This window comes from Streptococcus sp. Marseille-Q7087, from assembly GCF_965111935.1.
This window is the reverse complement of the sequence record NZ_CBCOPJ010000001.1, coordinates 1,427,301-1,447,739: the sequence shown is the minus strand read 5'-3', so window position 1 is coordinate 1,447,739 and position 20,439 is coordinate 1,427,301. Positions and strand designations below refer to the sequence as shown.

Genomic DNA, 20,439 nt, shown 5'->3' with positions numbered 1-20,439 from the left:
CACAAGGTGTATACTAAAATAGTAAAAATCATCTGCTCAAAGCAGAAAATAAGAAATCTTAGGAGAAATCTATGTCAGATTTAAAAAAATATGAAGGTGTTATTCCTGCCTTCTACGCATGTTATGATGATGAGGGAGAAGTAAGCCCAGAACGAACTCGTGCTTTGGTGCAATACTTCATTGATAAAGGTGTTCAAGGACTTTATGTTAACGGTTCTTCAGGTGAATGTATCTACCAAAGTGTAGCAGACCGCAAGTTGATCTTGGAAGAAGTCATGGCTGTTGCTAAAGGTAAATTGACAATCATTGCTCACGTGGCTTGCAATAATACGAAAGACAGTATCGAACTTGCTCGCCATGCTGAAAGCTTGGGAGTAGATGCTATTGCAACAATCCCACCAATTTACTTCCGTTTGCCTGAGTACTCAGTAGCAAAATACTGGAACGACATCAGTGCAGCAGCACCAAATACAGACTACGTTATCTATAACATTCCTCAATTGGCAGGAGTTGCTTTGACTCCAAGTCTTTACACAGAAATGTTGAAGAACCCACGTGTAATCGGTGTTAAAAACTCTTCAATGCCAGTTCAAGATATCCAAACTTTTGTAAGTCTTGGTGGTGATGATCATATCGTCTTTAATGGTCCAGATGAACAATTCCTTGGTGGTCGTCTCATGGGTGCTAAAGCTGGTATCGGTGGTACTTATGGTGCTATGCCAGAACTCTTCTTGAAACTCAACCAATTGATTGCAGATAAAGACCTAGAAACAGCGCGTGAATTGCAATATGCAATCAACGCTATCATTGGTAAATTGACTGCTGCACATGGAAACATGTACGGTGTTATCAAAGAAGTCTTGAAAATCAATGAAGGGCTTAATATCGGATCAGTCCGTTCTCCACTTACACCAGTGACCGAAGAAGATCGTCCAGTTGTTGAAGCAGCTGCTCAATTGATTCGTGAAACTAAGGAGCGTTTCCTCTAATCAATAGGAGGCTTTATGACTAATTACGTTGCAATTGATATTGGTGGAACTAATATCAAATATGGTTTGATTGACCAAGATGGACAACTGGTAGAGTCTCACGAAGTAGCAACTGAGGCACACAAGGGTGGTCCACACATCTTACAAAAAACAAAAGATATTGTAGCTAGCTATCTCGAAAAAGGTCCAGTGGCAGGTGTGGCGATTTCCTCTGCGGGAATGGTTGACCCTGATAAAGGTGAGATTTTCTATGCTGGTCCACAGATTCCGAACTATGCTGGGACTCAATTTAAAAAAGAAATTGAAGAAAGTTTCCAAGTTCCTTGTGAGATTGAAAATGATGTCAACTGCGCAGGGCTAGCAGAAGCGGTATCTGGTTCAGGAGATGGTGCGGGCATAACGCTATGCTTAACCATTGGGACAGGTATCGGTGGTTGCTTAATCATCGATGGTCAGATTTTCCATGGTTTCAGCAATTCAGCCTGTGAAGTTGGCTATATGCATATGCAGGATGGAGCCTTCCAAGATTTAGCATCTACAACTGCTTTGGTGAAGTATGTAGCTGATGCTCATGGGGAAGATGTAGAGCATTGGAATGGTCGAAGAATTTTTAAAGAAGCTACCGAAGGCAATAAACTCTGTATGGAGGGGATTGACCGTATGGTAGATTATCTGGGAAAAGGTTTAGCAAATATTTGTTATGTGGTTAATCCAGAAGTTGTCATCCTTGGCGGTGGTATCATGGGACAAGAAGCAATTTTAAAACCTAAGATTCGTAAGGCTTTGAAAGATGCCCTCGTTCCAAGCTTGGCAGATAAGACACAACTTGAATTTGCCCACCATCAGAATACTGCCGGTATGCTCGGTGCTTATTATCATTTTAGAACCAAACATTCCTAAATTGGCTTTGCCAATTTAGGTTTTTTACATAAAAGCAAAGAGTAACTTGCTTACTAATGTCAAGGAATCTTGCATTTTTGACTTCGATATAGTATATTTAAGTTAATTCAAATATATGCCAGTAACACTAACAGATATGAACTAAAGGAAAGCAATCATTGACCTATAATCAACAAGAAAAATATAAAAGTAAAGTAAGCTCCCCTGAGGATCAAGAAACAGAGATTACAGTCTATGGCCCACTTCCAAGCAAGGCTCAATTGGATTATCACAAGGAAGAATTAGCAGCATTTATCCATTACGGGATGAATACCTATACGGATTCTGAGTGGGGTAACGGTAGAGAAAATCCTCAAAACTTTAACCCAACTAACCTTGATACAGACCAGTGGATTAAGACTTTGAAGGATGCTGGATTCAAACGAACAATCATGGTAGTGAAACACCACGATGGATTTGTAATTTACCCATCTAAATACACAGACCATACGGTAGCTGCAAGTCCATGGAAAGACGGTAAGGGAGACCTTCTTGAAGAAATCTCTAAATCAGCAACTAAGTATGACATGAATATGGGGGTTTACCTATCGCCATGGGACGCCAATAACCCTAAATATCATGTTTCAACTGAAAAAGAGTACAACGAATACTACCTCAACCAGCTCAAGGAAATCCTTGGCAATCCTAAATACGGAAATAATGGTAAATTTATCGAAGTCTGGATGGACGGTGCGCGTGGTAGCGGAGCTCAAAAAGTAACCTACACCTTTGACGAATGGTTCAAGTACATTAAGGAAGCTGAAGGAGATATCGCTATCTTCTCTGCTCAACCAACAAGTGTCCGTTGGATCGGTAATGAACGTGGTATCGCTGGAGATCCAGTTTGGCATAAAGTCAAGAAAGCTAAAGTCACTGACGATGTGAAGAATGAATATCTCAACCATGGAGACCCAGAAGGAGATATGTACTCTGTCGGTGAAGCAGACGTTTCTATTCGTTCAGGTTGGTTCTACCATGACAATCAACAACCAAAATCAATCAAAGATTTGATGGATATCTACTTCAAGTCTGTTGGTCGTGGAACGCCACTTCTCCTCAATATTCCACCAAATAAAGAAGGTAAATTCGCAGATGCAGATGTCGCCCGCTTGAAAGAATTCCGAGCAACCCTGGATCAAATGTATGCGACTGACTTTGCTAAGGGTGCAACAGTTACTGCAAGCTCTACTCGTAAGAATCACTTGTATCAAGCAAGCCACCTAACAGATGGTAAGGATGATACCAGCTGGGCACTAGCAAATGATGCTAAGACAGGTGAATTCACTGTTGATCTCGGTCAAAAGAGACGCTTTGACGTAGTCGAACTCAAAGAAGATATCGCTAAAGGTCAACGTATCTCTGGCTTCAAGGTTGAAGTTGAGCTCAATGGACGTTGGGTACCATACGGTGAAGGGTCAACTGTTGGTTATCGTCGCCTTATCCAAGGTCAACCAGTAGAAGCACAAAAAATTCGCGTGACCATTACTGGTGCACAAGCGACACCTATTTTGACAAACTTCTCTGTTTATAAGACACCAAGCAGTATTGAGAAAACAGACGGCTACCCTCTAGGATTGGATTACCATTCAAATACAACAGCCGATAAAGAAAATACAACTTGGTATGACGAATCTGAAGGTATCCGTGGAACATCTATGTGGACAAACCAAAAAGATGCAAGTGTAACCTACCGCTTCACTGGAACAAAAGCATATGTAGTATCTACAGTGGATCCAAACCACGGTGAAATGTCAGTTTACGTGGATGGTCAAAAGGTTGCAGACGTACAAACGAATAATGCAGCTCGTAAACGTAGCCAGATGGTTTATGAAACAGATGACTTGGCTCCAGGTGAACATACCATCAAACTCGTCAACAAAACTGGTAAAGCTATTGCAACGGAAGGTATCTACACGCTCAACAATGCTGGTAAAGGTATGTTTGAGATGAAAGAAACGACCTACGAAATTCAAAAAGGTCAACCGGTTACTGTAACCATTAAACGTGTTGGTGGTAGCAAAGGAACAGCAACAGTCCATGTTGTAACAGAACCAGGAACAGGGGTTCATGGTAAAGTGTACAAGGACACAACAGCTGACTTGACCTTCCAAGATGGTGAAACTGAGAAAACAATCACGATTCCAACGATTGACTTTACAGAGCAAGCTGATTCAATCTTTGACTTCAAAGTGAAAATGACCAGCGTTTCTGACAATGCTCTTCTTGGATTCGCTTCAGAAGCGACGATTCGAGTGATGAAAGCTGAATTATTTTAGAAAAATTAGCGAGTATAGATAAATGTCTATCGAGATTTTATGCAAAAAATTTTGAATGATAAAAAATCCTAAATTGTTAAAATCAATTTAGGATTTTCCCTTTCTGTGATTTCTACGATAACCATTCAGTCTATTATTCTCCCAATAGCTATTAAAGATTTTTTCTTTACTTTCGCGATCAATCTCTAGGAAATAAGCGTAGAGTAAATCAATGATAATCAGCATTGGAATCTGAGCAGAAATTCGTTGAATATAAGATGCTTGGTTTTGGCTTGCGACCAAAATGGTTTCTGTAAATGCTTGAGTATCCTTATTCGGTGAACTTGTAAATAGAACTGTCTTAGCTCCCATATCCTGGGCATCTAATAAACTATCGATGATGGACGGTGTTGTTCCTGAGAGGGAAAAACCAAAGACCAAACATTTTTCATCAATGATACTAGTCGTCCAGGCAAAACCGTCTGGATCTGTTAAGGCTTCACAGACGACACCCAATCTCATAAATCGTAGCTTCATCTCACGTGCGACTAGACCGGAACTTCCAGTTCCGAAAAAATACACTCGTTCGGATTGCTCAATCATCTGAGCTACACGTTCCAACTGCTCATCGTCAATCAATCCTTGAGAAAATTCTCGCACATTTGCATAACTTCTGAGAACTCGTTGAGTCAAAGGATTCATATCCTGTTGAGGAGCAGAAAGAGTGTCTTTTTGTTGTTGGTATTTGAAGATGAACTCTCGATAGCCCTTAAAACCACACTTCTTGGCAAAACGAGTGAGCGCCGCCTGGGAAATATGAAGTTTTTGCGTGACTTGTTGAGAGGATAAGTCATCATTTATGGTATCTGCCTGCAGAAAATAGCGGGCAATTTCTTGCTCTAAATCGGTCATCTCTTCAAAGTGAAGGTCGATAATCGTAGAGATATCTTGCTTATTCATGGAACTCCTTTTATAGCTATTTGCCAAAATTACTTTGACAAATCTAACAAATAAAATAGCGCTTACCTCCATTATATCATAGAAAATACTTTTTGGACCAAAAAGGAAAAGTCTTTTCTTTTTCCATAATTTTCTACCTAAATTATGGTACAATGAAGAGTGTGATTTTGATTAGAAATGAGATTGATGTGTATGAGAAAATTCAATAGCCACTCGATACCGACACGGCTTAATTTGTTATTTGCAATCGTCATCTTGCTCTTTTTAGCAATTATTGGTCGTTTGCTTTATATGCAAGTTCTTCATAAGGATTTTTATGAAAACAAACTCGCTTCTGCTAGCCAAACTCGAGTAACCATGGGTTCTGCTCGCGGAGAAATCTATGATGCAACAGGAAAACCTTTAGTCCAAAACACCGTTAAACAAGTTGTTTCATTCACACGAAGTAACAAGATGACTGCGGCTGATTTGAAGGATATTTCTAAAAAATTGTTGACTTATGTCACAGTCACTTCTCCAGAGTTGACGGACCGACAAATGGCAGACTACTACTTGGCGGATGCCGAAGCTTATAAGAAAACAGTTGAAGCTCTTCCAAAAGATAAACGGTATGATTCAGATGGCAATCAACTTTCTGAATCTGAACTCTATAACAACGCTGCTAATAGTATTGCAGCTAATCAGATGGACTATTCCGAGGATGAAAAGAAGGCCATCTATCTCTTTAGCCAGCTCAATTCAGTTGGAAATTTTGCTACAGGAAATATTCAAACGGATCCTTTGAGCGATACACAGGTAGCTGTGATTGCTTCTGCATCTAAGGAATTGCCAGGTATTTCCATCTCTACTTCATGGGACCGAAAAGTCTTAGAAACTTCTCTTTCATCTATAGTTGGAAGTGTTTCGAGTGAAAAATCTGGTCTTCCAGCAGAAGAAGTGGACGCTTATTTGAAAAAAGGTTACTCACTCAATGACCGTGTTGGGACTTCCTATCTTGAAAAGCAATACGAAGAAGTCTTGCAAGGAAAACGTACCGTCAAGGAAATCCATTTGGACAAGCACGGAGACATGGAGAGTGTAGAAAATATCGAAGAAGGAAGCAAGGGTAAAAATATCAAATTGACCATTGATTTGGCCTTCCAAGATAGCGTAGACAGTCTCTTGAAGAGTTATTTCAACTCAGAACTTGCCAATGGAGGAGCCAGATATTCTGAAGGTGTCTATGCAGTAGCCCTCAATCCTAAGACAGGTGCTGTATTAGCCATGTCAGGAATGAAGCACAATGTAGAGACTGGAGAACTGACCACAGACTCACTCGGAACTGTCACCAATGTCTTTGTTCCAGGATCTGTCGTTAAGGCTGCAACTATCAGTTCAGGTTGGGAAAATGGGGTCTTGTCAGGCAACCAAACCTTGACAGATCAACCAATCGTCTTCCAAGGTTCTGCCCCTATCAATTCCTGGTATACCCCTTATTATGATGGTTCTTTCCCAATTACAGCCGTTGAGGCCTTAGAATATTCATCCAATGCCTACATGGTTCAAACTGTCCTCGGGATTATGGGACAAACTTATCAGCCGAATATGACAGTAGGGACCAATAATCTTGAGTCTGCTATGGGAAAACTTCGTTCAACCTTCGGTGAGTATGGTTTGGGCGTGTCTACAGGGATCGATTTACCAGATGAGTCAACAGGCTTTATCCCTAAAGACTATGATTTGGCCAACTATCTAAATAATGCTTTCGGGCAGTTCGATAACTACACCCCAATGCAGTTAGCTCAGTATGTGGCGACTATTGCCAATAATGGTGTCCGCTTAGCTCCTCATATCGTGGAAGGAGTCTACGACAACAACGAGCAAGGTGGTTTGGGAGAACTCATTAAGCAAACGGATAGCACAGAAATGAATAAGATCAATATTTCTGAGTCTGACATGTCTATCTTGCAACAAGGATTTTACCAGGTATCACACGGGACAAGTGCACTCACGACAGGACGGGCGTTTTTAGATGGCGCCACTGTTTCTATCAGTGGTAAGACCGGTACAGCTGAAAGCTATGTAGCTGGTGGTCAAGAAGCTAATAATACCAATGCTGTGGCCTATGCTCCAACAGAAAATCCTCAAATTGCAGTTGCAGTAGTCTTTCCTCATAATACCAATTTAACCAAAAATGTTGGGCCAGCAATTGCTCGCGATATTATCAATCTATACAACCAACACCATCCAATGAACTAGAAAGGAAGCCATGCTTTACCCAACACCTATAGCTAAGCTGATTGACAGTTATTCTAAACTTCCGGGTATCGGGATTAAGACAGCAACCCGGCTGGCCTTTTATACCATTGGGATGTCGGATGATGACGTCAATGAATTTGCAAAAAATCTCCTGGCAGCCAAGCGAGAATTGACCTATTGCTCTATTTGTGGACGCTTGACAGATGAGGACCCTTGTTCTATCTGTACCGATCCTAGCCGTGATCAGTCTACGATTCTGGTTCTTGAGGATAGTCGTGATGTCGCTGCCATGGAAAATATCCAGGAATACCATGGGTTATACCATGTATTGCATGGGTTGATTTCACCCATGAATGGAATTAGCCCAGATGACATCAATCTCAAAAGTCTCATGACTCGCCTCATGGATAGCGAAGTTTCAGAGGTCATCGTAGCCACCAATGCGACTGCTGATGGTGAAGCGACTTCCATGTACATCTCTCGACTTCTCAAACCCGCGGGGATTAAGGTTACTCGTCTAGCACGGGGACTAGCAGTGGGAGCAGACATCGAGTACGCAGACGAAGTTACCCTCTTAAGAGCTATTGAGAATAGGACAGAATTGTAATTACTCCCTCAAGATTGAAGAAAATTTTAAAAGTAAGGCTAGTTTGCATTAGCTTGTGGACTATAAATTATAGAAAAGGGACTGGGAAAGTTGATATTTCAGTCTCTTTTTTGTGATACAAGTTTCAAATCCATTGTAAATATGATATACTAAAGAGCGAGTATTCTAGTAGAAATAGGACAATCATATGAAACAAACAATTATTCTATTATATGGTGGACGCAGTGCAGAACGTGAAGTATCTGTATTGTCAGCTGAGAGTGTCATGCGTGCGGTTAACTATGATCGTTTCGCAGTCAAAACCTTCTTTATCAGCCAGTCTGGTGATTTCATCAAAACCCAAGAATTTACCCAAACTCCTGGGCAGGATGACCGTCTCATGACCAATGAAACGATTGATTGGGACAAGAAAATTGCTCCAAGTGTCATCTACGAAGAAGGCGCAGTTGTTTTTCCAGTTCTTCATGGCCCGATGGGAGAAGACGGTTCCGTTCAAGGTTTCCTAGAAGTCTTGAAAATGCCTTATGTCGGTTGCAACATCTTGTCTTCAAGCCTTGCTATGGACAAAATCACGACTAAACGTGTCTTGGAATCTGCTGGAATTGCCCAAGTCCCTTACGTAGCCATTGTTGAAGGGGATGACTTAGCTTCTAAGATCGCAGAAGTTGAAGAAAAATTAAGGTATCCAGTCTTTACTAAACCATCTAATATGGGTTCTAGTGTTGGTATTTCTAAGTCTGAAAATAAAGAGGAACTCCATCAAGCTCTCGAACTCGCCTTTAAATATGATAGCCGTGTCTTGGTGGAGCAAGGAGTCAATGCGCGTGAAATCGAAGTTGGGCTCTTAGGGAACTATGATGTCAAGAGCACTCTTCCTGGTGAAGTTGTCAAAGACGTAGCCTTCTATGACTACGATGCCAAATATATTGACAATAAGATTACCATGGACATCCCAGCTAAGATTAGCGATGATGTGGTAGCAGTCATGCGTAAAAATGCAGAAGCTGCCTTCCGTGCTATTGGTGGACTTGGTCTCTCACGTTGTGACTTTTTCTATACAGATAAGGGAGAAGTTTTCCTAAATGAGCTCAACACCATGCCAGGATTTACCCAATGGTCTATGTATCCCTTGCTTTGGGACAATATGGGCCTTCCTTATCCAGAACTAATCGAGCGTTTGGTTGACCTTGCTAAAGAAAGCTTTAACAAGCGTGAAGCGCACCTATTGTAAAGATAGCTATAAGGGCGGGGCAAGACTCCCTGCCCCTTTTTAAAGGAGTAAACATGAAACTTACGATTCACGAAGTTGCGCGTGTTGTCGGTGCAAAAAATGATGTGACCAGCTATGCGGACAGTCCACTAGTCAAGGCAGAGTTTGATAGTCGTTTGATTGGACCTGGTGATCTATTTGTGCCACTCAAGGGGGCGCGTGATGGTCATGACTTTATCGAGACGGCTTTTGAAAACTGCGCTGCTGTAACCCTGTCAGAGAAGGAAGTAGCAGATCATCCTTACATTTTAGTAGAGGATGTTTTGACAGCCTTTCAAGCTCTTGCAGCCTATTACATTCAAAAGACAGGAGTAGATGTCTTTGCTGTTACAGGTTCAAATGGGAAGACAACGACCAAAGATATGTTGGCTCATTTACTTTCTACAAGCTACAAAACCTACAAAACGCAAGGAAATTACAATAACGAGATTGGACTGCCGTATACAGTTCTCCATATGCCGGATGATACTGAGAAGTTAGTCTTGGAAATGGGACAGGATCACTTGGGAGATATTCATCTTTTATCTGAACTGGCTCATCCGAAAACAGCTATTGTGACTCTGGTCGGAGAAGCACATTTGGCCTTCTTCAAGGATCGTTCTGAGATTGCCAAAGGTAAATTACAGATTGCTGATGGAATGGAGAACGGTAGCTTGCTCTTGGCGCCAGCTGATCCCATTGTAGAGGATTATCTACCTGCTGACCAAAAGGTAGTTCGTTTTGGTCCGGGTGCAGAACTCGAAATTACAGACTTAATTGAGCGCAAGGATAGCTTGAGTTTTAAGGCTAATTTCTTGGAGAAATCCTTTGATTTACCAGTAACAGGTAAGTACAATGCGACTAATGCTATGATTGCTTCTTATGTTGCCCTGCAAGAAGGAGTGACTGAGGAGCAGATTGCTCAAGCCTTCCAGAATCTAGAATTGACCCGCAATCGTACCGAGTGGAAAAAGGCTGCCAATGGAGCAGACATCTTATCAGATGTTTACAATGCCAACCCAACTGCTATGAAGTTGATTTTAGAAACTTTCTCTGCTATCCCAGCTAATGAAGGTGGCAAGAAAATTGCAGTTCTAGCGGACATGAAAGAACTTGGAGACCAGTCTGTTCAACTCCACAATCAAATGATTTTGAGCATTACACCCGATGCCCTTGATACCGTTATTTTCTACGGTGAAGACATTGCTGAATTGGCTCAATTAGCCAGTCAAATGTTCCCCATCGGCCATGTTTACTACTTCAAGAAAACAGCTGAGGAAGACCAATTTGAAGCCATGGTTAAGCAGGTCAAGGAAAGTCTTGGTGCAAATGACCAAATTCTACTTAAAGGTTCCAACTCTATGAATCTAGCCAAGCTAGTAGAAAGTCTAGAAAATGAGCACAACTGATTTCGCCAAAGCTATGCAGAGAATGTTAGCGATTACCGATACTGGATTGACCTATACAAAGGATCCATTTGATCGTGAACGTTATGAGGATTTACGTCAGATTTTATGGAGTGTTTTGCAGGATCAAACAGAGCTCAATCAAGAGGAATTGACTGCAATTTTAAAACCAACAGGTAGCTATGCAACTCCCTTGATGGATGTGCGGGCATGGATTGTTCAAAATCAGAAGATTTGCCTGGTTAGAGGACAAGGAGAGGATACTTGGGCATTACCTGGTGGCTTTGGCGAGGTAGGATATTCTCCCAAGGAAAATATCCGAAAAGAAGTTCAGGAAGAAACAGGATTTTCGGCAGAAGTAGGTTCTTTATTGGCGGTTTTTGATACCAACCGCTTTCAACTTCAGAACAAACAGTATGCCAAGTTCGTTTTTGACTGTCAGTTATTGGATGGACAATTTCAAGAAAATCAAGAAATTGCAGAACTTGAATTTTTTGATATCAAGAATCTCCCACCCCTATCTGAAAAACGGATAACCCAAGAACAAATGGAAATTCTATGGCAGGTTTATCAGGGTGAGCGGGAACAATATGTCGATTAGAAGCTTTGCTTTATATTAAGATCGACAGTTTCTTTTACACAAAATTATAAGAAATAAATGTAAGCTAGGCTCTATAGAGATGAGTAAGAGGCCTGCTTATATGAAAATGAGGAAAGTTACATGAATGTTTGGGATGCTTTATTTAGCACGCAGCCGACGGAGCCACCCCGATTTGATCTTCTTTGGTATGGAAGTCTATTTAGTTTATTGGCATTGACTGTATTTCTTGCCTATCGCTATGGTGATAAAAAAGTTTGCCAACGATTTTTCCAGATTTTACAGGCTCTGCAGTTAATCCTGCTCTACGGTTGGTATTTGGTCAACCAGATGCCTCTAACAGAAAGTCTGCCCTTTTATCATTGCCGTTTAGCAATGTTTGTAGTGCTTTTGACCCCGGGTGTCTCTAGAGTCAAACAGTATTTTGCTGTTCTCGGAACCTTTGGGACTTTGGCGGCCTTTGTTTATCCAGTGCCAGATCCCTATCCCTTCCCCCACATCGCTATCCTGTCCTTTATTTTCGGGCACTTAGCCCTCTTTGGAAATTCCTTGATTTATCTTTTGAAGGACTATGATGCTAGCTTATTGGACTTCAAACGAATCCTAATCATCACATCTTCGCTTAATGCGCTGATCTTTGTGGTTAATCTAATGACGGGTGGAGATTATGGCTTTTTGACAAAACCACCATTGGTTGGAGACCACGGTCCTTTGATCAATTATTTAGTCGTTACCCTATTCTTGACTTTCGCCATTTACATAGTCTCTAAAGCTTTTCAGACCATGCTTGAGGAGAAGGGTGAAAGAAGATTACGAATCTGGCAGAAATAAAAAAATATTTTCCCAACCGCTTGACTTTTATCTGAGAATTTTGATACAATAGTAGGCGGTATTGTTTACCCCATTTGTAAGGCCCCGGAACCTTTCAAATAACTTGCGGACCGGAACATCCGCCCTGTAAACAAAAACGACATTCATATAGGAGAAATCATGAACAAAACTACATTCATGGCTAAACCAGGCCAAGTAGAACGCAAATGGTACGTTGTTGACGCAACTGATGTACCTCTTGGACGCCTTTCAGCAGTTGTTGCTAGCGTGCTTCGCGGAAAAAACAAACCAACATTCACACCTCACACTGATACAGGTGACTTCGTAATCGTTATCAATGCTGAAAAAGTTAAATTGACTGGTAAAAAAGCAACTGATAAGATCTACTACACTCACTCAAACCACCCAGGTGGATTGAAATCAATCTCTGCTGGTGAACTTCGTTCTAAAAATGCAGTACGTTTGATCGAGAAATCAGTTAAAGGTATGCTTCCACACAATACTCTTGGCCGCGCTCAAGGTATGAAATTGAAAGTATTCGTTGGAGCTGAGCACACTCACGCTGCACAACAACCAGAAGTTCTTGATATTTCAGGACTTATCTAAGGAAAGGAACAATAAAGTATGTCACAAGCACAATATGCAGGTACTGGACGTCGTAAAAACGCTGTTGCACGCGTTCGCCTTGTTCCAGGAACTGGTAAAATCACTGTTAACAAAAAAGATGTTGAAGAGTACATCCCACACGCTGACCTTCGTCTTGTAATCAACCAACCATTCGCAGTTACTTCAACTGCAGGTTCATACGACGTTTTCGTTAACGTTGTAGGTGGTGGTTACGCTGGTCAAGCAGGAGCTATCCGTCACGGTATCGCTCGTGCCCTTCTTCAAGTAGACCCAGACTTCCGCGATTCATTGAAACGCGCAGGACTTCTTACACGTGACTCACGTAAAGTTGAGCGTAAGAAACCAGGCTTGAAAAAAGCTCGTAAAGCATCACAATTTAGTAAACGTTAAAACTTATTTAAACTTATTGAAAGCATTTCGTATCAAAAATACGGGATGCTTTTTCTGTTCACCCCAAATTTTTGTAACTAGGTGATACTTGAAATTAATACAAATTTGGTTGTTTTTGATAAATCTAAGCAACACTACATGATGAAGTGAAAGGGGATGAATCTTTGATAGTATTCACTTATTGTGAAATATGATATATTTATTAATTAGATGGATGAATACTTCTAGAGTTAAATATAGTATAATAGGGACATACTTTTTGGTTTATTTTTGTTTGTAGTCGGATTATGAAAGAATATCCAATATTATGCGATAAGATAGAATGTTACAAAAAAGAAAGGGGATGCAATCCGATGAAGAAAGACAGATTAATTGTATTGACAGATGCTGTTCTAGCAATTATTATGACCATCTTGGTTTTAGAGTTAGAAAAACCAACAACACCAAGTCTTGAAGCTTTTTGGGATTTACGGCAAAATTTCTTTGCTTGTTTTCTTTCCTTTTTCTGGTTGGGATCGTTATGGATGGCACTAAACACATTATGGGAAAAGGTTGAGAAAATTTCCTCAGAAATTATTTGGTGGAATTTGTTTCTACTCTTGGAGCGGCAGGAGTTCTCTTTGGAGAATTTCATGCCATCCAAGATACCAGTCTGAATGATGTGGTGGACCGGATCTATATAAATGTCAAGGATTTACCGTTTCAGTCCTTGGGAGCTTTAACTAATATCCTGTCTGATATTAAGAAGGGACTGATTCAAGACAGTCATATCTGGTCTTTCTTCCAGTCATTTTTCAAACAATATCAGTTGATAATCAGCTTAAATCAGATCTATCAGTTTGTCTATCTTTCTCTGATGGAGATCATGTCCTATCTTCACTTTGATTATTGGAAAAAAACGGCTCGGTCAGGAGCTAGTATGAATAAGGAGAACAAATGAAACGTTTAAAAATGTTATGGCATATTATGCAGGTTACGGGTTTTACTCGGTTTGCTCTGAGTTTTGTGACCTTTGTTTTTGGGTCAGGAGGCGTGCTTTTCCTAGTTGAACCTGCTATCACAAATTACGGAGACGGTCTTTGGTATGCTTTTGTGACTTCGACGACTGTCGGCTACGGGGATCTCCTAGCTGTGACCTTGATTGGAAGGATTACCAGTGTCTTCTTGACGATTTATGGGCTCATATTTTTTGGCTGTTTATCAGCTGTTATTTTTAATTATTATACCAATTTAAATAAGGAAAGAGGAGAGGACAAATGACTGCCAATTATTCAACACGGGAATACCGTGAGAAATTATACGATGACCTTCATGTTCGATTGAGAGATACAGCGATTTTGATGTGTGCAATTTTTATTGCCTCTATCGGACTAAATATGAATTCAACAGCTGTCATTATAGGAGCCATGTTGATTTCACCTCTCATGACACCGATTGTTGGACTGGGATTCGGTTTAGCTATTTTTGATACGCGTTTAATCAAGCAATCTCTAGAGGTTTTATTGACTCAAGTGTTGGTCAGTTTGCTTGTCTCGACTCTGTATTTCTGGATTTCTCCCTTGTCTTATGCAAGTAGCGAGTTGATTGCACGAACCTCTCCAACCATTTGGGATGTCCTCATTGCTATTGCTGGTGGGATTGCTGGTGTGATCGGTTCAAGGAAAAAAGAAGCAAACAATATCGTGCCAGGAGTAGCCATTGCTACAGCTTTGATGCCGCCTATCTGTACTGCTGGCTATGGTTTAGCTAATGGGAATGTACGATTTTTATTGGGGGCTCTCTATCTTTTCTTGATCAACTGTGTCTTTATCATGCTAGCCAACATTGTTGGAACAAGAATTTTGATGAGAAAATCTCCTTTAACTTCATTTAAAGAGCTGAGCATTAAAATGAGAATTGGCTTGATTTCTTTGATTGTATTGTTGATTCTTCCAGCTAGCTATTCGGCAGTTACTCTGACAATAGAACAAGCGCGCAAAGAAGGGATCAAACAGTTTGTAGGAAAAGAGTTCGCCAATTATACGGTTATTAATCAAGTCTACAAGTCAAGTAACAATGAATTGGTCTTGACGGTTGTTGGAGATCCGATTTCAGAAGAAGAATTAGAAACACTCCACCAAAAACAAGCCTCTTACGGTATTCAATCTGTTCAATTGAAAGTGAATCAAGTTCAGAACTCGCCAACATTAGATAGTGAAGCGACCAAGGAATTTTATGAAAACATTGACAAGTATATTGATCAAAAACTCTCTGAAAAAGATTCACAAAACGATCTCGTAAAAGAAAATGAAGCAGACAAGGATTGAGGACAATGAACTGAATCGGTTTTTACGCCGTGTTTTTCTTGTATCTTCCTCTTTCTTACTTATAGCAGGTTGTTTTTGCTTGAATAAGAAATAAATTAGAAGTTCTATCATCTAAGAAAAATGATGAAAAAAATCATTTAACTAATGGTGTGAACGTTTAGTGTTTATCAGCTCCATTCTCTGTAATTTTGGGGGTAAAATCCACACCATTTAGATAAAATTAGTTGAATTTGATTGGAAAAACGCTTTTATAAAAGCGGAGAAAAGTCTTGATATTACGCTGTTTTTAGTCCAACTGAAATTCATACTTTCCAAACCAGGCTTGAAAAAGGCCCGTAAAGCATCACAATTTAGTAAACGTTAATTCGTTACTGGACAGCAGAATACAAACGAAAACACTTTGCATCTTGCAAGGTGTTTTTTTCTATGAGAACTGGCGGTGCGCAATTAGGATAGCTCTAGCGACTTTAGTCGCATAGAGATATGCTATGCACAGTTGCCTCAAGAAAACAATGCTTCTTGGTCCACCCTGTTAGACAAGCTTCAAAACCAAGGAATCCAACAGATTTCTCTTGTAGTTACAGATGGCTTTAAGGGGCTTGAGCAGATTATCAGTCAGGCTCACCCATTAGCTAAACAACAATGTTGCTTAATTCATATTAGTCGAAATCTAGCTAGTAAAGTGAAACGAGCAGATAGAGCGGTTATTCTGGGGCAATTTATAATGATTTATCGTGCTGAAAATTTAGAAATGGCAGGACAAGCTTTAGAGGACTTTCTCGCCGAATGGAAACCAAAGTATAGGAAAGTCATGGAAAGTCTGGAGAAGACGGATAATCTTTTAACTTTTTATCAGTTTCCCTACCAGATTTGGCACAGCATGTATTCGACAAACCTCATTGAGTCTCTTAACAAAGAAATCAAACATCAAACGAAAAAGAAGGTTCTTTTTCCTAATGAGGAGGCTCTGGAACGTTACTTAGTTACGTTGTTTGAAGATTATAATTTCAAGCAAAGTCAACGAATCCATAAAGGGTTTGGTCAATGTTCTGATACACTTGAAAGCTTATTTAATTAACACTCCGTAACTCTACTTAAGTGTTTACACATAATTATTGACAGTATCAAAAAATAAAGTATATTGTTTTCATCATAATATAATTAAATATCAGTATAGAGAATTTTATCTATATATCAGATATCAGCAATTGCTTTTGCTGTCATTTTTCGCTACAATAGTTACAAGGAGGAAATAAACATGTTAAAAGAAGTATTAAACGTCGCAAAAGTTGCGAAAAAATCATCTCTCTTCTTAGGAGGGGTAGCATTTGGGACGCTTGGCTTGAAAGTCTTAGCAAGTAAAGAAGCTAAGAAAGGCTATTCTAAGGCCTTGGCTAAAGCTTACAAATTGAAAGATGGACTGGATGCATCTGTTTCTGTTGTAAAACAACACGGTGATGATGTTTTACAAGACGCTAAATATTTATACGAACAGGAAAAGAAAGAAGAACAATTAGATAGCCTGACAGGTGAATAATATGTCTTTTAAAGTGCTACACAGAGGATATCAACATATCCGATTATCGTCCTCGTTTTCACTGACCTTGGATATTCAAGATTATCTTCGTTCCTTGGCTAAAGATGAAAAAGGGATCGACTCTATTCAGTTTTATATGGATCAGCAGCACTTTACTCTACGTATGAAAGAAGGCTTCTCTGTATTAGAAAATGCAGAGGCCTTTTTAAAAAAAATTGACAAGGGGAAAGTTTCGGACTTGATGACTCTTCCCATTCGTAGAGAAGAGAGTGCTTATTCAATTGTATCGGGTGCAGCGATTAAGCGTTTGCTGTTTCGAAGTTTTGTACCCTACCCTATTCGTTATATTTGGACTTGTTATCAGGCTTTGGGTTATGTCAAAGAAGCCTATCAAACTTTAGCGCGCAAGGAACTAACCATGGAGGTCTTGGACTGTTCGGCCATTTTGTTGTCCTTGTTTATGAACCAATCCAAGACAGCTAGCAACATCATGTTTATGCTTGATTTGGGTAATCATCTGGATCAGTGGTCTTTAAAAAAAACAGCAACAGATTTGGAACAAAGCCTTCTTGCTAAAGAAAGTGATGTTTTCTTAGTGCGGGGAGACATGGTCATCAGCATCAAGAGTTCTGATGTTCAAGTAGGTGATGTATTAGTTGTCTCCCAAGGTAATGAAATCTTGTTTGACGGCCAAGTGGTTTCAGGATTAGGCATGGTCAATGAGAGTTCCTTGACTGGAGAGAGCTTCCCTGTTGAAAAGAAAGAGGGAGATTCTGTATGTGCGAATACTGTTTTGGAAACAGGAGAGTTAAGAATTCGTGTGACTGATAATCAGATAAACAGTCGTATTTTGCAACTCATCAATCTGATGAAAAAATCTGAAGAGAGTAAGAAGACAAAACAACGTCATTTTATTAGGATGGCAGACAAGGTTGTAAAATATAACTTCTTAGGTGCTGGTTTGACTTATCTGTTAACAGGTTCGTTTTCAAAAGCCATTTCCTTTTTATTGGTGGATTTTTCATGTGCTCTAAAAATATCCACACCTGTAGCCTACCTTACGGCCATAAAGGAAGGTCTAAATCGAGAAATGGTTATTAAAGATGGTGATGTATTAGAAAAATATCTGGAAGTGGATACTTTCTTGTTTGATAAAACGGGTACCATCACGACGAGTTATCCTTTGGTTGAAAAGGTTCTTCCTTTCGGAGATTATACTGAGAAAGATATTTTAAGAATAAGTGCATGTTTGGAGGAACATATCTATCATCCTATTGCCAATGCAATTGTTAAACAAGCTGAAATTGAAGGCATTGAACACGAAGAAATGCATGGCAAGCTTCAGTATGTTGCAAGCAAAGGGATTAAATCGCAAATTGATGGTCAATCGGTTGTCATTGGAAATTATGTACTAATGCAAGACGAACAGGTAAGAATTAGTTCTGAGCAGCTGGCCTTGATTGAGCAATATAAGACTCATTACAATTTATTGTTTTTGGCTTATAAGAAAGAATTAATTGGGATGTTTTGTATCCACACTCCCTTGAGAAGCGAGGCGAAAGTTGCATTGAAAAAGCTAAAGCGCCAAGGGAAAAAACTGATTCTGGCAACTGGTGATACGTTGGCTAGAACAGAAGAGTTGGTTAAAGATCTGCCATTTGACAACGTTTATACTGATTTAAAACCAGATGGTAAGTTTCAGTTGGTTCAGGAATTACAGAAAGCTGGCCGAACTATTTTGATGGTTGGAGACGGGTTAAACGACTCTGCTGCCTTGACGCTTGCAGATATTGGGGTTGTGATGAATGAAAGTGCTGATATTTCTAAGCAGATGAGTGATATTTTATTATTAGATAATCGTTTAGATTTCTTCGAGGAATTGAATTCTTTATCTGAATCGTTGCAGAAATTAATTCAAAGAAATATTCAAGAAACAGTTGTAATAAATGGAAGTTTAATTGGATTTGGGTTGTTAAATTGGTTAAGCCCATCTAATCTTTCGATATTGCACAATCTGACTACTTTAAGAATCGTCCTTCGTAGTCTTTCTATTAAAAGTAGGTAAGAGACCGAGAAGCTGAGGTTATAAAAACTAAAAGGAGTTGTCTCATTTGAGAATAACGGCTCTTTGTCAACTGTAGTAGGTTGGTGGAAAATTATACCCTGGAGAGGACCAAATTGGTTCTCTCCTTTTAAATATTGAAAAAACCATTGGCAGTGGACATACTTTAAGACTATATATTTCTGAAACTAGTTTCACAATACAAATATTGACATGCAATTATTAATTGGTGGATTTTAAGTTGACATCTACAAAGGTTAATGTTAGAATACATTCAAAAATATATTTGAATGAGGTGTTTTATGATTCAAAATATTGTTACTTCAATAATCCTGTATTCTGGGACAGCCGTAGACTTACTTATTATCCTAATGTTATTTTTTGCCAAAAGAAAAAGCAGAAAGGACATCATTAACATCTATTTAGGACAATTTCTAGGCTCTGTTAGTCTAATATTCCTAAGTTTGCTTTTTGCATTTGTCTTAAATTATATTCCTAGTAAAGAGATTTTAGGTTTACTCGGTTTGATTCCAATTTTCCTAGGCCTCAAAGTTTTGCTTTTAGGAGATTCTGATGGAGAAGCTATTGCAAAAGATGGTTTGCGAAAAGACAATAAAAACCTGATTTTTCTAGTCGCTATGATTACTTTTGCAAGTTGTGGCGCTGACAATATTGGTGTCTTTGTCCCATATTTTACCACCTTAAATTTAGCGAATTTGATAGTTACTTTACTTACTTTTCTAGTCATGATTTATCTCTTGGTTTTTTCTGCCCAAAAATTAGCACAAGTCCCTTCTGTTGGAGAAACTTTGGAAAAATATAGCAGATGGTTTATTGCCGTTGTCTATTTAGGATTGGGGATGTATATCCTGATTGAAAACAACAGCTTTGACATGCTATGGGCTGTGTTAGGCTAGGAGAAAAAATTATGAAAAAAGATAGTATCTGTCAAGTGGATGTTATAAATCAACAAAATGTTACAACCGCAACGAACTACCTTGAAAAGGAAAAAGTCCAAAAATCACTTCGCATTTTATCAAAATTTACCGATAATAAACAGATAAATATCATCTTTTATCTCCTTGCCGTCGAAGAACTCTGTGTCTGCGATATAGCCTGTTTATTAAATCTCAGTATGGCATCTGCCTCCCACCATCTTCGTAAACTAGCCAATCAAAACATCTTGGACACTAGAAGAGAGGGGAAAATTATATATTATTTTATAAAAGATGAGGAAATCAGAGATTTTTTTAATCAACTAGGATAACAACTATTTTTACTACTTTTCCATGATTATAGGGAGATTATATATGAAATTTTTTGATGAAAATTACTCACAAGAAATACCTACTCGTATTAAATGTTTAAGAAAAAAGTATAATTTAAAGCAAAGCGACCTAGGTAATGCAGGTCAAGTTAGGCAAATTGAAAAGGGAGAAATTTGA

General features: G+C 39.4%; 20 protein-coding genes and 2 pseudogenes. 21 read left to right on the top strand and 1 reads right to left on the bottom strand.

Going from position 1 to position 20,439, the window contains the following annotated elements; translation table 11 throughout:
* Positions 1-71: 71 nt before the first annotated feature.
* From ACWPVF_RS07575 to ACWPVF_RS07565, 3 genes and pseudogenes are all read left to right on the top strand, one after another.
* The gene (locus tag ACWPVF_RS07575; protein WP_001281464.1) at positions 72-989 is read left to right on the top strand and encodes a dihydrodipicolinate synthase family protein; all 918 of its coding nucleotides are present in this window, start codon (positions 72-74) and stop codon (positions 987-989) included.
* Positions 990-1,004: 15 nt separating this feature from the next.
* Positions 1,005-1,889, top strand: a complete 885-nt coding sequence (locus tag ACWPVF_RS07570) for an ROK family protein (protein ID WP_045613507.1) — start codon at positions 1,005-1,007, stop codon at positions 1,887-1,889.
* A gap of 194 nt (positions 1,890-2,083) precedes the next feature.
* Positions 2,084-4,204, top strand: a pseudogene (locus ACWPVF_RS07565) (alpha-L-fucosidase); the annotation flags it as partial.
* Positions 4,205-4,291: 87 nt separating this feature from the next.
* Here the strand turns inward: ACWPVF_RS07565 and ACWPVF_RS07560 are convergent.
* Positions 4,292-5,143 (bottom strand): MurR/RpiR family transcriptional regulator, encoded by an 852-nt coding sequence (locus ACWPVF_RS07560; RefSeq protein ID WP_454385480.1) that lies wholly within the window; start codon positions 5,141-5,143, stop codon positions 4,292-4,294.
* 192 nt (positions 5,144-5,335) lie between these two features.
* Between ACWPVF_RS07560 and pbp2b the strand changes: the two genes are divergently transcribed.
* The 18 genes and pseudogenes from pbp2b (at position 5,336) to ACWPVF_RS07470 (ending at position 20,439) form a co-directional block, all read left to right on the top strand.
* Entirely contained in the window at positions 5,336-7,381 is a 2,046-nt protein-coding gene (gene pbp2b, locus ACWPVF_RS07555; RefSeq protein ID WP_454385478.1) for a penicillin-binding protein PBP2B, read from the top strand.
* A 10-nt stretch (positions 7,382-7,391) separates the two neighbouring features.
* A complete protein-coding gene (gene recR / locus ACWPVF_RS07550) occupies positions 7,392-7,988 on the top strand; it encodes a recombination mediator RecR (RefSeq protein ID WP_006152788.1) in 597 nt (198 codons plus the stop codon).
* Positions 7,989-8,175: 187 nt separating this feature from the next.
* Entirely contained in the window at positions 8,176-9,219 is a 1,044-nt protein-coding gene (locus ACWPVF_RS07545) for a D-alanine--D-alanine ligase (RefSeq protein WP_454385476.1), read from the top strand.
* A 53-nt stretch (positions 9,220-9,272) separates the two neighbouring features.
* The gene (locus ACWPVF_RS07540) at positions 9,273-10,646 is read left to right on the top strand and encodes a UDP-N-acetylmuramoyl-tripeptide--D-alanyl-D-alanine ligase (RefSeq protein ID WP_454385474.1); all 1,374 of its coding nucleotides are present in this window, start codon (positions 9,273-9,275) and stop codon (positions 10,644-10,646) included.
* Positions 10,633-11,244, top strand: coding sequence for an NUDIX hydrolase (locus ACWPVF_RS07535; protein ID WP_454385472.1), 612 nt, complete (start codon positions 10,633-10,635; stop codon positions 11,242-11,244). The genes ACWPVF_RS07540 and ACWPVF_RS07535 overlap by 14 nt, the downstream gene beginning before the upstream one ends.
* Positions 11,245-11,364: 120 nt before the next feature.
* Positions 11,365-12,072, top strand: a complete 708-nt coding sequence (locus ACWPVF_RS07530) for a YwaF family protein (protein ID WP_368910762.1) — start codon at positions 11,365-11,367, stop codon at positions 12,070-12,072.
* 159 nt (positions 12,073-12,231) lie between these two features.
* Positions 12,232-12,678, top strand: coding sequence for a 50S ribosomal protein L13 (gene rplM / locus ACWPVF_RS07525; protein ID WP_002876943.1), 447 nt, complete (start codon positions 12,232-12,234; stop codon positions 12,676-12,678).
* Positions 12,679-12,696: 18 nt separating this feature from the next.
* Positions 12,697-13,089, top strand: a complete 393-nt coding sequence (rpsI, locus tag ACWPVF_RS07520) for a 30S ribosomal protein S9 (protein WP_002893764.1) — start codon at positions 12,697-12,699, stop codon at positions 13,087-13,089.
* 353 nt (positions 13,090-13,442) lie between these two features.
* The gene (locus tag ACWPVF_RS07515; protein WP_006151097.1) at positions 13,443-13,745 is read left to right on the top strand and encodes a TMEM175 family protein; all 303 of its coding nucleotides are present in this window, start codon (positions 13,443-13,445) and stop codon (positions 13,743-13,745) included.
* Positions 13,670-14,029, top strand: coding sequence for a hypothetical protein (locus tag ACWPVF_RS07510; protein WP_454385469.1), 360 nt, complete (start codon positions 13,670-13,672; stop codon positions 14,027-14,029). Before ACWPVF_RS07515 ends, ACWPVF_RS07510 begins: the two co-directional genes overlap by 76 nt.
* A complete protein-coding gene (locus ACWPVF_RS07505; RefSeq protein ID WP_000825751.1) occupies positions 14,026-14,349 on the top strand; it encodes a potassium channel family protein in 324 nt (107 codons plus the stop codon). The genes ACWPVF_RS07510 and ACWPVF_RS07505 overlap by 4 nt, the downstream gene beginning before the upstream one ends.
* Positions 14,346-15,395 carry a DUF389 domain-containing protein gene (locus tag ACWPVF_RS07500; protein WP_000126416.1) on the top strand — a complete coding sequence of 350 codons (1,050 nt, stop codon included), beginning with the start codon at positions 14,346-14,348 and terminating at the stop codon, positions 15,393-15,395. The genes ACWPVF_RS07505 and ACWPVF_RS07500 overlap by 4 nt, the downstream gene beginning before the upstream one ends.
* Positions 15,396-15,882: 487 nt before the next feature.
* A pseudogene (locus ACWPVF_RS07495) lies at positions 15,883-16,473 on the top strand (IS256 family transposase); the annotation flags it as partial.
* Positions 16,474-16,653: 180 nt separating this feature from the next.
* Complete coding sequence (locus tag ACWPVF_RS07490; protein WP_002893755.1) at positions 16,654-16,932, top strand: DUF6110 family protein; 279 nt, start codon at positions 16,654-16,656, stop codon at positions 16,930-16,932.
* A gap of 1 nt (position 16,933) precedes the next feature.
* Entirely contained in the window at positions 16,934-18,997 is a 2,064-nt protein-coding gene (locus tag ACWPVF_RS07485) for a heavy metal translocating P-type ATPase (RefSeq protein WP_002893754.1), read from the top strand.
* Between the two features lie 299 nt (positions 18,998-19,296).
* The gene (locus ACWPVF_RS07480) at positions 19,297-19,911 is read left to right on the top strand and encodes a CadD family cadmium resistance transporter (RefSeq protein ID WP_002911684.1); all 615 of its coding nucleotides are present in this window, start codon (positions 19,297-19,299) and stop codon (positions 19,909-19,911) included.
* Positions 19,912-19,922: 11 nt separating this feature from the next.
* Positions 19,923-20,261, top strand: a complete 339-nt coding sequence (gene cadX, locus ACWPVF_RS07475) for a Cd(II)/Zn(II)-sensing metalloregulatory transcriptional regulator CadX (protein ID WP_000711078.1) — start codon at positions 19,923-19,925, stop codon at positions 20,259-20,261.
* Positions 20,262-20,304: 43 nt separating this feature from the next.
* Positions 20,305-20,439 (top strand): hypothetical protein, encoded by a 135-nt coding sequence (locus tag ACWPVF_RS07470; protein ID WP_023024363.1) that lies wholly within the window; start codon positions 20,305-20,307, stop codon positions 20,437-20,439.